We start from the raw sequence: 12,587 nt of genomic DNA, 5'->3' as shown, positions 1-12,587 counted from the left end.
GAGATCGTCATCATGTTGCATCATCCGACCGTCGAGAAGCTCCATACGCTGCGCCTGTTCGGCATGGCAGCGGCGCTGGCCGAGCAGCAATCGCAGGCCAGCATCGATCAACTCGGCTTCGAGGAGCGTCTCGGGCTGCTCGTCGAGCGCGAGGCCAGCGAGCGCGATTCGCTCCTGCTCACGGCGCGGCTGCGCCGCGCCAAGCTGCGCTTCCCCGGCGCCGTGCCAGAAGACATCGACTACCGTTCGTCGCGCGGCCTGGACCGGACGCTGCTCGCCCGGCTGCTGACCGGCGAGTGGATTCGGGAGCGGCAGAATGTGATCCTGGTCGCGCCGACCGGGCTCGGCAAGAGCTGGTTGGCGTGCGCTCTGGTGAACCAGGCCTGCCGGCAGGGCTACTCGGCTGGCTATCTGCGCATGCCGAAGTTCAGTGAGGAGATGGCGATCGCGCACGGCGCCGGCCGCTATGCCCGGCTGCTCGCGCAGTGGGCTCGAACCGACGTCCTGGTGCTCGACGATCTCGCGATGGCGCCGATGTCCGATCAGGCGCGGCGCGACCTGCTCGAGGTGCTCGACGACCGGCACGGCTCCCACTCGACGATCGTCACCAGTCAGATCCCCATCGAGAACTGGCATGCCGCCATTGGCGACCCGACGCTCGCCGACGCGATCCTCGACCGACTCGTTCACAACGCCCATCGCCTCACGCTCGCCGGCGAATCGATGCGCAAGCGCCGAAATGGTTTGACCAGCAAGGAGGTGTCGGAGTAAAAACGCTCAGGCCCGCGTCGCCACGTCCGCAGCGTTCGCTTGCGCGTGGAATGCGTGTTCGGATAACCGTGGAATGGGCGTTCGCTTAAGCGTGGAATGAGCGTTCGGTTTGCGTGGAATACGCAGTGATGTCCATCAAATCGAAAATGATGGGCACCACTTTGATGTCGCTTCTCGCCCTCGTCTACGACGGTCGCCGTGAGGCGCTTACTCCATCGAGCAGTAACTTCCGGATGCTTCGCTGTCAGCCTAGTTCTGGTTCTCGTTCGTCGTGCGATACCCCTGGTCGGGGGCCTGACTTCAGCGCAAGCCGCAGCCGGACGGCGAAGAAGATATTTGGCAGAACGCGCTAACATTCGAGTCGTGATTCTGTCTGGAGCGAATTGTGAACATCGGAGAGGCCGCAAAGGCAACGGGCGTCAGCGCAAAGATGATCCGCTACTACGAAAGCGTAGGCCTTCTCAATCCGGCGAAGCGTACCGATTCGGGATACCGCGTCTACCACGATGAAGAAATCCACTTGCTCCGCTTCATCCGGCAGGCGCGACGGCTGGGGTTTCTCGTCGACGACATCCGGAAACTGCTGGCGCTCTGGCAAGATCGCTCGAGAGCGAGCGCCGAAGTCAAAGCGATTGCGATCGAGCACGTGGCCGAACTTGACGGCCGGATCGCCGAGCTTACCGATATGCGGAACACGCTTGCGAACCTTGCCGCGCATTGCAGTGGAGATGACCGACCGGATTGCCCCATTTTGGAGCGCTTGGCTAACCCTTGCTGTGACCCAAAATAGTGCATTCTGACGTGGGATTCTGGCGCAGCGGACTACGAAAGTGCCTCAAAAATCAGACGCTTAAGTTGGAATTGTTTGATCTATTCCAAATCGGCATGCATCACATTCGAGCATTTCACTGGCAAGTTGGTGCAATCAGGCTATAATCGGGTTAACCCTATACGGGATATCCCTGAAGTCGATTCACCAGGGGATCTCAACCTTCCTTGGAGAGACAACATGTTTGCCTACATCATCGAAAAGCTGAGCAACTGGTTTGAAGCTGCAGAGCGCGACCGCCGTGAAGCCTACTTGGCATCGTCGAGCGACATCGTTCAACTCGAACAGCGCATCCGTTCGCTGGAAGCCAACGGCTACTCGCTGTAACTCGAAGCGGCAAGACGTTGCGTCACGCGCTTAGTGCGCGAGTAAAGGAAAGCCCCGTATTGACGGGGCTTTGTCTTTTCATAAGCTGGAAACGTCCAGTACAGATATCGTAGCCTATCGGCGTACAATCAGCGTCGTCTGAAACGGGGGCCGGATGAAAGTCGTCAAGCGCTTTTTCTGCTTCGCGATCGGTTGCGTCGCACTATGCGGCATCGCAACGGCTGCGATTGCTGGAGCAAACGGTGGTGCGCCGCTGATCTTGGACACGCAAAGCGGCATTCACGACGGTAAGGGCGGTATCGTGCTGCAGAACGCGCCCTTATCGCATGCTTCGATTGTCGCGCCTGCGCAACCTGCGCCGATGACGGAACTGTCTTCCGGTTCAACGGCGCCGATGGTGATCATCCCGTACATCGCAGTGCCGAATTCGGCCGTTCCGCTCAAATCTCCCGCGCCGCATTAGTAAACAGCGCGAAGTCAGTTGCCGCGGTGCTCGATCGCAAACGTCGCGCCGCCATCTTGCCCAAGCTTTTCGACGAGATACGGGAGAGTCTCTTTCATCGAGTCGATCAGCGTATATGGCGGATTCAGGATGAACATTCCGCTGCCGAACAGGCCATAGCCGTCAGAAGGAGGACGGCTCACAGTCAAGCTCAGATGCAGCCAGTTGTTCGGCTGCAGTCGTTTCAGATGATCGGCGAATTTCTGAGATTCGGGGCGGCTCACCTGTGGATACCAGATCGCATAGCATCCCGTTGCAAATCGTTTCAGGCTTTCTTCCACGCAGGTGATCGTCTTTGCATAGTCGCGCTTGTCCTCGTATGACGGGTCGATCAACACGAGCGCGCGTCGCGGCGGCGGTGGCAGCAGCGCCTTGATGCCTTCGAATCCGTCGCCGGCGTAGATCATCGCGCGTCGCCCCGCATCGCGAAAATTGTGTCGTAGCACGTCGATTTCGGTAGTGTGCAGCTCGAACAGGCGCATCCGGTCCTGTTCGCGCATCATTCGCCATGCGAGATAGGGCGAGCCCGGATAGTAGCGCAGCTCGCCGCCGCTGTTCAGCGCGCGGACTTCGTCGACATAGTTGGCCAGTGCTTCGGGCAGATCCGCCGCATCCCAAATTTTTTCGATCCCCGTACTGAACTCACCGGTTTTCGCCGCATAACCGTCGAAGAGCGAGTAGACGCCTGCACCTGCGTGCGTGTCGATGTACCAGTACGACTTGTCCTTCTTGTTCAAATGACGCAGCAACTGCACGACAACGGCGTGCTTGAGGACGTCCGCGTGGTTGCCGGCGTGAAAGCCGTGACGATAGCTGAGCATGGCGAGAGAAATACGGAGCGAGACGTGGAAATCGGCCGAGCGGCGGGACGTGCGAATGATGTCGCAACGCCTGCTGGCATGGCTGGCAGATGCGGTCGCGTATTGTACGCGAGTATGCGATTCGGTCTGCCGTGCGGCTACTGGTAGGCATCGCCGACGAGCTGCTCGACCCGCTGCTTGACGTCCGGCGTGAGCTTTGCCGCCACGTCGAGCGAGCGCATGTTCTCGATGATTTGCTCGACACGCGACGCGCCGGTGATTACGGTGCTGACGCGAGGATTCTTCAGCACCCAAGCCAGCGCGAGCTGGCCGACGCTGCAGCCTAGGTCGCGCGCTACCTCGCCGAGCGCTTCGACGACGCTGTTCTTCGCCGGGTCCGTCAATTGTGCGCGCAGCCAGTCGTAGCCGTGAATTTCGGCTCGGCTGCCGGCGGGAACCCCGTGCCGGTATTTTCCAGTCAACAGCCCAGACGCTAGCGGGCTCCAGGTCGTGAGCCCCATTCCGAAATCCTCATAGAGGCGCCTATATTCTTGCTCGACGCGCTTGCGATGAAACAGGTTGTATTGCGGCTGCTCCATCGTCGGCTTGCGCAGGTGATGCCGCTCGGCGATTTCGTATGCGGCGCGGATCTCGTCGGCGCTCCATTCGGACGTGCCCCAGTAGAGCGCCTTGCCGCGCGCGATGATGTCGCTCATCGCCCACACGGTTTCCTCGATTGGCGTATTCGGATCGGGGCGATGGCAGAACACGAGGTCGACGTAGTCGAGCTGCAGACGTTGCAGTGACGCGTCGATCGCGTTCAGCAGGTATTTGCGGTTGAGGGTGTGGTACTGATTCGGCGCTTCCGCGAGCCCCCAGAAGAACTTCGTCGAAACCACGTAGCTGATGCGCGGCCAGCCGAGCGACTTCAGCGCATGTCCCATGATTTCCTCGGATTTGCCGCCCGCATACACTTCGGCGTTGTCGAAGAAGTTGACGCCGGCGTCGCGTGCGGCAGCCAGCGATTCTCGCGCGGCACGACGATCGACCTGGTTGCCATAGGTGACCCATGAACCGATCGACAACTCGCTGACTTGCAATCCGGAACGTCCCAGCCTTCGGTAGTTCATATCGCCTCCGATCGAGCGTGACCGACAACAAGCTTAGCCTGTTTGACCGCGGCGCGCGGCCTCGTTCATGCACAATAGCAATGTCGGCCGCGCGGCGACAGCCTGCCATTCGGCCTATGCCGCTCGGCCGACTGGATGAATGCCGGACGCGATGCTTTCATTGACTTAACTGATGGAGACTTCGGGAATGACTTCGAACTTGAACGGCAAAACTGCAGTCGTGACGGGCGCGGCAAGCGGCATCGGCAAGGAAATCGCGCTGGAGCTCGCGCGTGCGGGCGCGGCGGTCGCGATCGCCGATCTGAATCAGGACGGCGCGAACGCGGTGGCCGAGCAGATCAAGCAGGCGGGCGGCAAGGCGATCGGCGTCGCGATGGACGTGACCAACGAGGACGCGGTCAACGCCGGCATCGACAAGGTTGCCGAGACGTTCGGCTCGGTCGACATTCTGGTGTCGAACGCGGGCATCCAGATCGTCAATCCGATCGAGAACTACGCGTTCGCCGACTGGAAGAAAATGCAGGCGATTCACGTCGACGGCGCGTTCCTCACGACGAAGGCCGCGCTCAAGCACATGTACCGGGACGATCGCGGCGGCGTCGTGATCTACATGGGCTCGGTGCATTCGCACGAGGCGTCGCCGCTGAAGTCGGCGTACGTGACGGCGAAGCACGGGCTGCTGGGGCTTGCGCGCGTGCTGGCGAAGGAAGGCGCGAAGCACAACGTGCGCTCGCACGTGGTGTGTCCGGGCTTCGTGCGCACGCCGCTCGTCGACAAGCAGATTCCGGAGCAGGCGAAAGAGCTCGGGATCAGCGAGGAGGAAGTGGTGAAGAAGGTGATGCTCGGGCAGACGGTCGACGGGGTGTTCACGACCGTCGAGGACGTCGCGAAGACGGTGCTGTTTCTGTCGGCGTTCCCGAGCGCGGCGCTCACCGGCCAGTCGTTTGTCGTCAGCCACGGCTGGTTCATGCAGTAAGCCGTGTCCGAAACGGCGAGTGTCGGGCCGCGGCTCGGCTTCGCGTCGTTTCGCCTTGGTTCTCGCGTTGGCGCCCGCCCGCGGTTGACGACGCGCGGCTCGCGCCGCACACGACCATAAAAAACGCGCTCCATCAGGAGCGCGTTTCTCATTCCGGCGGTGCAGCCCCGCAGCGGCTCAAAGGCCGCGGCGTCGGCGTCCGGCTTACTTGAGCACCGTGGCAATCGCGCTCGCGACGACGTCGAGGTTGCGCGTGTTGAGCGCCGCGACGCAGATCCGGCCCGTGCTCACGGCATAGATGCCGAACTCTTCGCGCAAACGGTCGACTTGCGCCGACGTCAGGCCCGAGTACGAGAACATGCCGCGCTGCGCGTTGATGAAGCCGAAGTCACGCTCGATGCCGGCCGCCTTCAGGCGCTCGACGAGGCCGTTGCGCATCGCGCGGATGCGGTCGCGCATTTCGCCCAATTCCTGCACCCACGAGGCGCGCAGGTCCGGCGAAGCGAGCACCGCGGCGACGATCGCGCCGCCGTGCGTCGGCGGGTTCGAGTAGTTCGTGCGGATCACGCGCTTCAACTGCGAGAGCACGCGTGCGGCTTCGTCCTTGCTGTCGGTGATGATCGACAGCGCGCCGACGCGTTCGCCATACAGCGAGAACGACTTCGAGAACGACGACGACACGAACACGTTCAGATCCGCCGCCGCGAAGAGGCGCACCGCCGCCGCGTCGGCTTCGATGCTCTCGCCGAAGCCTTGATAGGCGATGTCGAGGAACGGCACGAGCTTGCGCGCCTTCACGACTTCGACGACCTGTGCCCATTGTGCTTCGTTCAGGTCGACGCCCGTCGGGTTGTGGCAGCACGCGTGGAGCACGACGATCGTGCCCGGCTCGTAGCCGTTGAGCGCGGCCAGCATGCCGTCGAAGTTGACGCCGTTCGTTTTCGCGTCGTAGTACGGATACGCGACGACCTCGAAGCCCGCCATTTCGAACAGCGCGCGGTGGTTTTCCCAGCTCGGGTCGCTGATCGCGACCTTCGCCTTCGGATTCAGCGTGCGCAGGAAGTCCGCGCCGATCTTCAGCGCGCCCGTGCCGCCGAGCGCTTGCGCCGTCACGACGCGGCCGGCCGCGATCAGCGGCGAATCGTCGCCGAGCAGCAGCTTCTGCACGGCGGCGTCATAGGCCGCGATGCCGTCGATCGGCAGATAGCCGCGCGGCAGGCCGGCTTCCACCCGCGCCTTTTCCGCGTCGCGCACCGCGCGCAGCAACGGAATCTTGCCGTCCTCGTTGGTGTAGACGCCGACGCCCAGATTCACCTTGGTCGGGCGCGTATCGGCGTTGAAGGCTTCGTTCAGGCCCAGGATTGGGTCGCGGGGGGCAAGTTCGACAGCGGAGAAGAGCGACATGATTGATTCGCAGCAGTTGTGAAAAGAGGGTCAGCTTCGGGCGCCGATGCGGACCGGGCGGGCCGTGAGGCGAAGCGCGGCAAAGGGCGGCGGCTCGGCGCGAAAAGCGAAGCGCGGCAACGCATCATTGTAGCGAATTCGACGTCTCCTTTCGGTCAATGTCGCGGCCGCGCACGCGCTTTTTTGCGCATCGGGCCTGCGAATCGCGAGCGCGGCGGGGCGGAGCCGGCCGAGCGTCGACGCGCTAGAATGATCTTTTGCTCCGCTTCGGCCCGCCGCCCTCGCATCCACATGTCCGAACATCATCCCGACACCCGCGACGATCTCGACGAATCGAAATTCGTGACGTTCGACGAATCTCCGTTCCAGCTATACCAGCCTTACCTGCCCTCGGGCGACCAGCCGAGCGCGATCGCGACGCTGGTCGAAGGCGTCGAGGACGGCCTTTCGTTCCAGACGCTGCTCGGCGTGACGGGCTCGGGCAAGACCTACACGATGGCGAACACGATCGCGCGGCTCGGCCGCCCGGCGATCGTGTTCGCGCCGAACAAGACGCTCGCCGCGCAGCTCTATGCGGAATTCCGCGAATTCTTCCCGCGCAACGCGGTCGAGTACTTCGTGTCGTACTACGACTACTACCAGCCGGAAGCGTATGTGCCTCAGCGCGATCTCTTCATCGAGAAGGACTCGTCGATCAACGAGCACATCGAGCAGATGCGGCTGTCGGCGACGAAGAGCCTGATGGAGCGTCGCGACGTCGTGATAGTCGCGACGGTGTCGGCGATCTACGGCATCGGCAACCCGTCCGAGTACCACCAGATGATCCTCACGCTGCGCACGGGCGACAAGATCGGCCAGCGCGAGGTGATCGCGCGACTGATCGCGATGCAGTACACGCGCAACGAGCAGGACTTTCAGCGCGGCACGTTCCGTGTGCGCGGCGACACGATCGACATCTTCCCGGCCGAGCACGCGGAAATGGCGGTGCGCGTCGAGCTGTTCGACGACGAGGTCGATTCGCTGCATCTGTTCGATCCGCTGACGGGGCGCGTGCGCCAGAAGATTCCGCGCTTCACCGTCTATCCGTCGTCGCACTACGTGACGCCGCGCGAGACCGTGATGCGGGCGGTCGAGACGATCAAGGACGAACTGCGCGATCGCCTCGAGTTCTTCCATCGCGAGAGCAAGCTCGTCGAGGCGCAGCGCCTCGAGCAGCGCACCCGCTTCGACCTCGAGATGCTGCAGGAGCTCGGCTTTTGCAAGGGCATCGAGAATTATTCGCGGCACTTCTCCGGCGCGGCGCCGGGCGAGCCGCCGCCGACGCTCGTCGACTATCTGCCGTCCGACGCGCTGATGCTGCTCGACGAATCGCACGTGCTGATCGGCCAGCTGAACGGGATGTACAACGGCGACCGCGCGCGCAAGGAGAATCTTGTCGATTACGGGTTCCGGCTGCCGTCGGCGCTCGACAACCGGCCGCTCAAGTTCCCGGAGTTCGAGCGCAAGATGCGCCAGGTGGTGTTCGTGTCGGCGACGCCCGCCGATTACGAGCAGCGCGTGTCCGGCCAGACCGCCGAGCAGGTCGTGCGGCCGACGGGGCTCGTCGATCCGGGGATCGAGGTGCGGCCGGCGAGCACGCAGGTCGACGACGTGCTGTCCGAGATCACCGAGCGCGTGAAGGCGGAAGAGCGCGTGCTGATCACCGTGCTCACGAAGCGGATGGCCGAGCAGCTGACCGAATTTCTCGCCGATCACGGCGTCAAGGTCCGCTATCTGCACAGCGACATCGACACGGTCGAGCGGGTCGAGATCATTCGCGACTTGCGGCTCGGCACATTCGACGTGCTGGTCGGGATCAACCTGCTGCGCGAAGGCCTGGATATCCCCGAAGTGTCGCTCGTCGCGATTCTCGACGCGGACAAGGAAGGCTTCCTGCGCGCCGAGCGCTCCCTGATCCAGACGATCGGCCGCGCGGCGCGCAACGTGAACGGCAAGGCGATCCTGTACGCGGACCGGATCACCGATTCGATGCGCCGCGCGATCGACGAGACCGAGCGGCGCCGCGCGAAGCAGATCGCGTACAACGAAAAAATGGGCATCACGCCGCGCGGCGTCGTGAAGCGGATCAAGGACATCATCGACGGCGTCTACAACGTCGACGAAGCGCGCGCCGAGCTGAAGGAGGCGCAGCAGCGCGCGAAGCTCGAGGACATGTCCGAGAAGCAGATCGCGAAGGAGATCAAGCGGCTCGAGAAGCAGATGGCCGATTACGCGAAAAATCTCGAGTTCGAGAAAGCCGCGCAGACGCGCGACCAGCTCGCGTTGCTGCGCGAGCGCTTGTTCGGCGCGAACGTGGGCGATCACGTGAGCGGGGTCGAGTGAGGGCTTCGCGGCCCCCCGCCGCATTCGTTAATCTCGCTGTAAGCCTTGTCGGATCAGGGATTTAGCGGCATCTCCATTTGTTTCGGAGGCCGTTCGGTGCTACACTTGCGCCTGTATTGAGAATAGTTCGCATTAACGTTCTTCATCGCTTTCTTGTCTTTCCCCCGGGTTCCGGGTCCGCGCGGGCGGGACGTGTATCACGAGATAAAAACAGGAGTGTCAATGTTGCGTGCTTCCTTTGTTCGCAGCGGTATCGCGTTGGCGGCCGCGTGCGCTGCGCTGTCGGCGACGGCGGCGGAATACCCGATCGGCAAGCATCAGATTCAAGGCGGGATGGAGATCGGCGCGGTGTATCTGCAGCCGATCACGATGGACCCGGAAGGGATGATGCGCAAGGCGTCGGATTCGGACATCCACCTGGAAGCCGATATCCATGCGGTCAAGAACAACCCGACGGGCTTCGCCGAAGGCGACTGGATGCCGTACCTGCAGGTCACGTACAAGCTGACGAAGCAGGGCGACGCGAAGTGGAAGGCGCAAGGCGATCTGATGGGCATGGTCGCGAGCGACGGTCCCCACTACGGCGACAACGTGAAGCTGGCCGGCCCGGGCAAGTATCACCTGACGCTCGTCGTGAAGCCGCCGATGCAGGCGGGCCACACGGCGTTCGGCCGCCACGTCGACAAGGAAACCGGCGTCGGCGCGTGGTTCAAGCCGATCACGCTCGAATACGATTTCCCGTTCGCCGGCATCGGCAAGAAGGGCGGGTACTGATCGCAGAAGCAGCAAACGGACGGCGCGCGACGAGCGCGCTGTCCTTTTAGAGAAATACGATGAAATTCCCCAGAGTATTCGCATTTGCCGCCGCGATCTTCGTCGCAGGCGCCGCGCATGCGGCCGATCTGCCGACCTTCAAGCTCGAGATGGCCGACGGCAAGCTCAATCCGGCGCGCATCGAAGTGCCGGCCGGGCAGCGCATCAAGATCCAGATCCGCAATACGGGCAAGGGCGCCGTCGAGTTCGAGAGCGTGCAGCTTCGCAAGGAGAAGGTGCTCGCGCCGGGCGGCGAATCGTTCGTCGTGATCGCGCCGCTGTCGCCGGGCGAGTACAAGTTTTTCGACGATTTTCACCAGCAGGCGCAGGGCGTCATCGTCGCGAAGTAACGGTTTTCGCGTTTGACGCGCGGACAGGCCGCGCGGCGGGCGCCGGGAGGTAAAAACAATGGGTCAGATCTTGTTCATCGTCTGGCGAGAGAGCGTCGAGGCGTTGCTCGTCGTCGGCATCCTCTATGCATGGCTGAAGAACGGCGACGACGATGCGCGCCGCGGCCTGCCTTATTTGTGGGCGGGCGTTCTCGCCGGCCTGCTGATGGCGGTCGGGCTCGGCGCCGCGCTCGTCGGCTTCACCGAAGTGTTGTCGGGCGACGCCCAGGACTATTTTCAAACCGCGATGGTGCTGATCGCGTGCGTGCTGATCGTGCAGATGGTGCTGTGGATGAAGCAGCACGGGCGCTCGCTGAAGCGCGACATGGAGCGCTCGTTGCAGAAGAGCACGCAGGACGCGAACTGGTGGGGCGTCGCGGTGCTCGTCGCGCTCGCGATCGCGCGTGAAGGCAGCGAGACGGTGATCTTTCTCTACGGGCTCGGCTTCGGTCAGTCCGGACATGTCGACGGCGGCCAGATGCTCGCCGTGCTGATCGGCCTCGGCCTCGCATTCCTGACGTTCTACGTGCTGCAACTCGGCGGCAAGTATTTCTCGTGGCGGCACTTCTTCCGCGTCACCGAGATCATGCTGCTGTTCCTCGGCGCGGGCCTGTTCCAGACGGGCATCGACAAGCTGATCGACAAGGAGATCCTGCCGCTCGGCATCGCGCAATTGTGGGATACGTCGGCGATCCTCGACGATTCAAGCACGTTCGGCTCGCTCGTCGCGACGCTGACGGGCTACCGCGCTCATCCGTCGCTCACGAACCTCGTCGCGTACGCAGTCTACTGGGCGGTTGTCTATCTGCTGCTCAAGCGCGCAGCGCGACACCCGGCGGCGACTGCGGGCCGGCCGGCATGAGCGCCGTCGTCGGCCGCCGCCGCACGAGCCTCGTCGCGGAAGCCGGGCACTGGATGCAGCGCCACGGCGCGCTGATCCGCGGCATCCAGTGGATCGTGGTACTCGTCTATGCGTTCCTGATCCTCGTGCCGGCGTTCACGCCGCTGCCCGACGACACCGCGCATCTGTGGAGCAACCTGACGCTCGCCGCGCAGTTCGTGTTTTGGGGCATCTGGTGGCCGTTCGTGCTGCTGTCGATGGTGATGCTCGGCCGCGTCTGGTGCGGTGTGCTGTGTCCTGAGGGCGCACTGAGCGAATTCGCGAGCAAGTTCGGCCGCGGCCGTGCGATTCCTCGCTGGATGCGCTGGGGCGGCTGGCCGTTCGTCGCGTTCGGCTTGACGACGATCTACGGCCAGATGGTCAGCGTCTATCAGTATCCGCGTGCGGTGCTGCTCGTGCTCGGCGGCTCGACGCTTGCCGCGATCGTGATCGGCTTTCTGTACGGGCGCGAGAAGCGCGTGTGGTGCCGCTATCTGTGTCCCGTGAACGGGGTCTTCTCGTTGCTCGCGCGCCTCGCGCCGCTGCGCTACAAGGTCGATGAACAGGCATGGCGCCGTTCGTACAAGAAAGGCGAACACGGCCACCGCGTGATTCCGATCAACTGCGCGCCGCTCGTGCCGCTTCGCAACATGAAGGGCGCGGCGGCGTGTCACATGTGCGGCCGCTGCAGCGGCCACCGCGGCGCGATCGAGCTGACGGCGCGTTCGCCGTCCGAGGAAGTGGTCGCGCTCGGCGACAAGCAGGCGAGCGGCTGGGACACGGCGCTCATCCTATACGGCCTGCTCGGCATTGCGATCGGCGCGTTCCACTGGACGGTGAGCCCGTGGTTCGTGCAGATCAAGCAGTGGCTTGCGGGCTGGCTGATCGACCACGACATCATGTGGCCGCTCGACACGAACGCGCCGTGGTTCGTCTTCACGCACTACCCCGAGCACAACGACGTGTTCTCGTGGCTCGACGGCTCGCTCGTCATCGCGTACATCTCCGGCACGGGTCTCGCATACGGCACGGCGCTTGCCGTGCTGCTCGCCGGCGCGGTCGCGATGCTCGGCCGCTTCGAGCGCGTGCGGCTGCACCATCTCGCTCAGGCGCTGATCCCGCTTGCGGGCGCCGGCGTGTTCCTCGGCTTGTCGGCGACGACGCTGTCGCTGCTGCGCGCGGAGCATGTGCCGCTCGACTGGGCATCGGGCGTTCGCATCGCGATTCTCGCCGGCGCGAATCTGTGGAGCGCATGGCTCGCCTGGCAGGTCACCGGCCGCTATGCGGGCTGGACGCGCCGGCTGTTCGCGATGGCCTGGTTCGGCGCCGCGCTCGCGGTGATCGACAGTGCGTGGTGGCTGATGTTCTGGGGATTCTGACGCGC

13 protein-coding genes are annotated in these 12,587 nt (G+C 63.5%); 10 read left to right on the top strand and 3 right to left on the bottom strand.

From position 1 onward, the window contains the following. Positions 1–12: 12 nt before the first annotated feature. The 4 genes from istB to WS78_RS28045 all read left to right on the top strand — a co-directional run bounded on the left by istB (position 13) and on the right by WS78_RS28045 (position 2,390). On the top strand, positions 13–771 hold the full coding sequence (istB, locus tag WS78_RS28060) for an IS21-like element helper ATPase IstB (RefSeq protein ID WP_059580329.1): 759 nt from the start codon (positions 13–15) through the stop codon (positions 769–771). Between the two features lie 385 nt (positions 772–1,156). After that, a complete protein-coding gene (gene cueR / locus WS78_RS28055; RefSeq protein WP_038744516.1) occupies positions 1,157–1,561 on the top strand; it encodes a Cu(I)-responsive transcriptional regulator in 405 nt (134 codons plus the stop codon). Positions 1,562–1,780: 219 nt separating this feature from the next. Then, positions 1,781–1,927, top strand: coding sequence for a DUF3563 family protein (locus WS78_RS28050; protein ID WP_081989347.1), 147 nt, complete (start codon positions 1,781–1,783; stop codon positions 1,925–1,927). 154 nt (positions 1,928–2,081) lie between these two features. After that, on the top strand, positions 2,082–2,390 hold the full coding sequence (locus WS78_RS28045) for a hypothetical protein (protein ID WP_052145007.1): 309 nt from the start codon (positions 2,082–2,084) through the stop codon (positions 2,388–2,390). 14 nt (positions 2,391–2,404) lie between these two features. On the opposite strand, the gene WS78_RS28040 is transcribed toward WS78_RS28045, so the two are convergent. Both WS78_RS28040 and WS78_RS28035 read right to left on the bottom strand, forming a co-directional pair. Next, positions 2,405–3,250 carry a 23S rRNA (adenine(2030)-N(6))-methyltransferase RlmJ gene (locus WS78_RS28040; RefSeq protein ID WP_038744515.1) on the bottom strand — a complete coding sequence of 282 codons (846 nt, stop codon included), beginning with the start codon at positions 3,248–3,250 and terminating at the stop codon, positions 2,405–2,407. A 137-nt stretch (positions 3,251–3,387) separates the two neighbouring features. After that, complete coding sequence (locus WS78_RS28035; RefSeq protein ID WP_038744514.1) at positions 3,388–4,359, bottom strand: potassium channel beta subunit family protein; 972 nt, start codon at positions 4,357–4,359, stop codon at positions 3,388–3,390. A gap of 187 nt (positions 4,360–4,546) precedes the next feature. On the opposite strand from WS78_RS28035, the gene WS78_RS28030 reads away from it, so the two are divergent. Further along, on the top strand, positions 4,547–5,335 hold the full coding sequence (locus WS78_RS28030; protein WP_060819792.1) for a 3-hydroxybutyrate dehydrogenase: 789 nt from the start codon (positions 4,547–4,549) through the stop codon (positions 5,333–5,335). 204 nt (positions 5,336–5,539) lie between these two features. On the opposite strand, the gene WS78_RS28025 is transcribed toward WS78_RS28030, so the two are convergent. Then, entirely contained in the window at positions 5,540–6,739 is a 1,200-nt protein-coding gene (locus WS78_RS28025) for an amino acid aminotransferase (protein ID WP_038748148.1), read from the bottom strand. 291 nt (positions 6,740–7,030) lie between these two features. On the opposite strand from WS78_RS28025, the gene uvrB reads away from it, so the two are divergent. The 5 genes from uvrB to WS78_RS27995 all read left to right on the top strand — a co-directional run bounded on the left by uvrB (position 7,031) and on the right by WS78_RS27995 (position 12,582). After that, positions 7,031–9,121 (top strand): excinuclease ABC subunit UvrB, encoded by a 2,091-nt coding sequence (gene uvrB / locus WS78_RS28015; protein WP_059574449.1) that lies wholly within the window; start codon positions 7,031–7,033, stop codon positions 9,119–9,121. Positions 9,122–9,343: 222 nt separating this feature from the next. Beyond that, positions 9,344–9,895, top strand: a complete 552-nt coding sequence (locus tag WS78_RS28010) for an iron transporter (RefSeq protein ID WP_038748151.1) — start codon at positions 9,344–9,346, stop codon at positions 9,893–9,895. 59 nt (positions 9,896–9,954) lie between these two features. Continuing rightward, entirely contained in the window at positions 9,955–10,284 is a 330-nt protein-coding gene (locus WS78_RS28005) for a cupredoxin domain-containing protein (RefSeq protein ID WP_038748152.1), read from the top strand. Positions 10,285–10,342: 58 nt separating this feature from the next. Beyond that, positions 10,343–11,185, top strand: coding sequence for an FTR1 family iron permease (locus WS78_RS28000; protein ID WP_038748154.1), 843 nt, complete (start codon positions 10,343–10,345; stop codon positions 11,183–11,185). Then, a complete protein-coding gene (locus WS78_RS27995) occupies positions 11,182–12,582 on the top strand; it encodes a 4Fe-4S binding protein (protein ID WP_059574451.1) in 1,401 nt (466 codons plus the stop codon). The genes WS78_RS28000 and WS78_RS27995 overlap by 4 nt, the downstream gene beginning before the upstream one ends. The last annotated feature ends 5 nt before the right edge of the window (positions 12,583–12,587 follow it).

The organism is Burkholderia savannae (assembly GCF_001524445.2).
Lineage (GTDB): Bacteria > Pseudomonadota > Gammaproteobacteria > Burkholderiales > Burkholderiaceae > Burkholderia > Burkholderia savannae.
This window is presented reverse-complemented; position numbering and strand designations above follow the sequence as displayed.

Excerpts from the sequence above, each read along its gene's own strand:
- WS78_RS27995 (WP_059574451.1), top strand. The coding sequence starts at position 11,182 with ATGAGCGCCGTCGTCGGCCGCCGCCGCACGAGCCTCGTCGCGGAAGCC.
- WS78_RS28040 (WP_038744515.1), bottom strand. The coding sequence starts at position 3,250 with ATGCTCAGCTATCGTCACGGCTTTCACGCCGGCAACCACGCGGACGTC.
- WS78_RS28025 (WP_038748148.1), bottom strand. The coding sequence starts at position 6,739 with ATGTCGCTCTTCTCCGCTGTCGAACTTGCCCCCCGCGACCCAATCCTG.
- WS78_RS28045 (WP_052145007.1), top strand. The coding sequence starts at position 2,082 with ATGAAAGTCGTCAAGCGCTTTTTCTGCTTCGCGATCGGTTGCGTCGCA.
- WS78_RS28035 (WP_038744514.1), bottom strand. The coding sequence starts at position 4,359 with ATGAACTACCGAAGGCTGGGACGTTCCGGATTGCAAGTCAGCGAGTTG.
- WS78_RS28010 (WP_038748151.1), top strand. The coding sequence starts at position 9,344 with ATGTTGCGTGCTTCCTTTGTTCGCAGCGGTATCGCGTTGGCGGCCGCG.
- WS78_RS28030 (WP_060819792.1), top strand. The coding sequence starts at position 4,547 with ATGACTTCGAACTTGAACGGCAAAACTGCAGTCGTGACGGGCGCGGCA.
- uvrB (WP_059574449.1), top strand. The coding sequence starts at position 7,031 with ATGTCCGAACATCATCCCGACACCCGCGACGATCTCGACGAATCGAAA.
- istB (WP_059580329.1), top strand. The coding sequence starts at position 13 with ATGTTGCATCATCCGACCGTCGAGAAGCTCCATACGCTGCGCCTGTTC.
- WS78_RS28000 (WP_038748154.1), top strand. The coding sequence starts at position 10,343 with ATGGGTCAGATCTTGTTCATCGTCTGGCGAGAGAGCGTCGAGGCGTTG.
- WS78_RS28005 (WP_038748152.1), top strand. The coding sequence starts at position 9,955 with ATGAAATTCCCCAGAGTATTCGCATTTGCCGCCGCGATCTTCGTCGCA.
- WS78_RS28050 (WP_081989347.1), top strand. The coding sequence starts at position 1,781 with ATGTTTGCCTACATCATCGAAAAGCTGAGCAACTGGTTTGAAGCTGCA.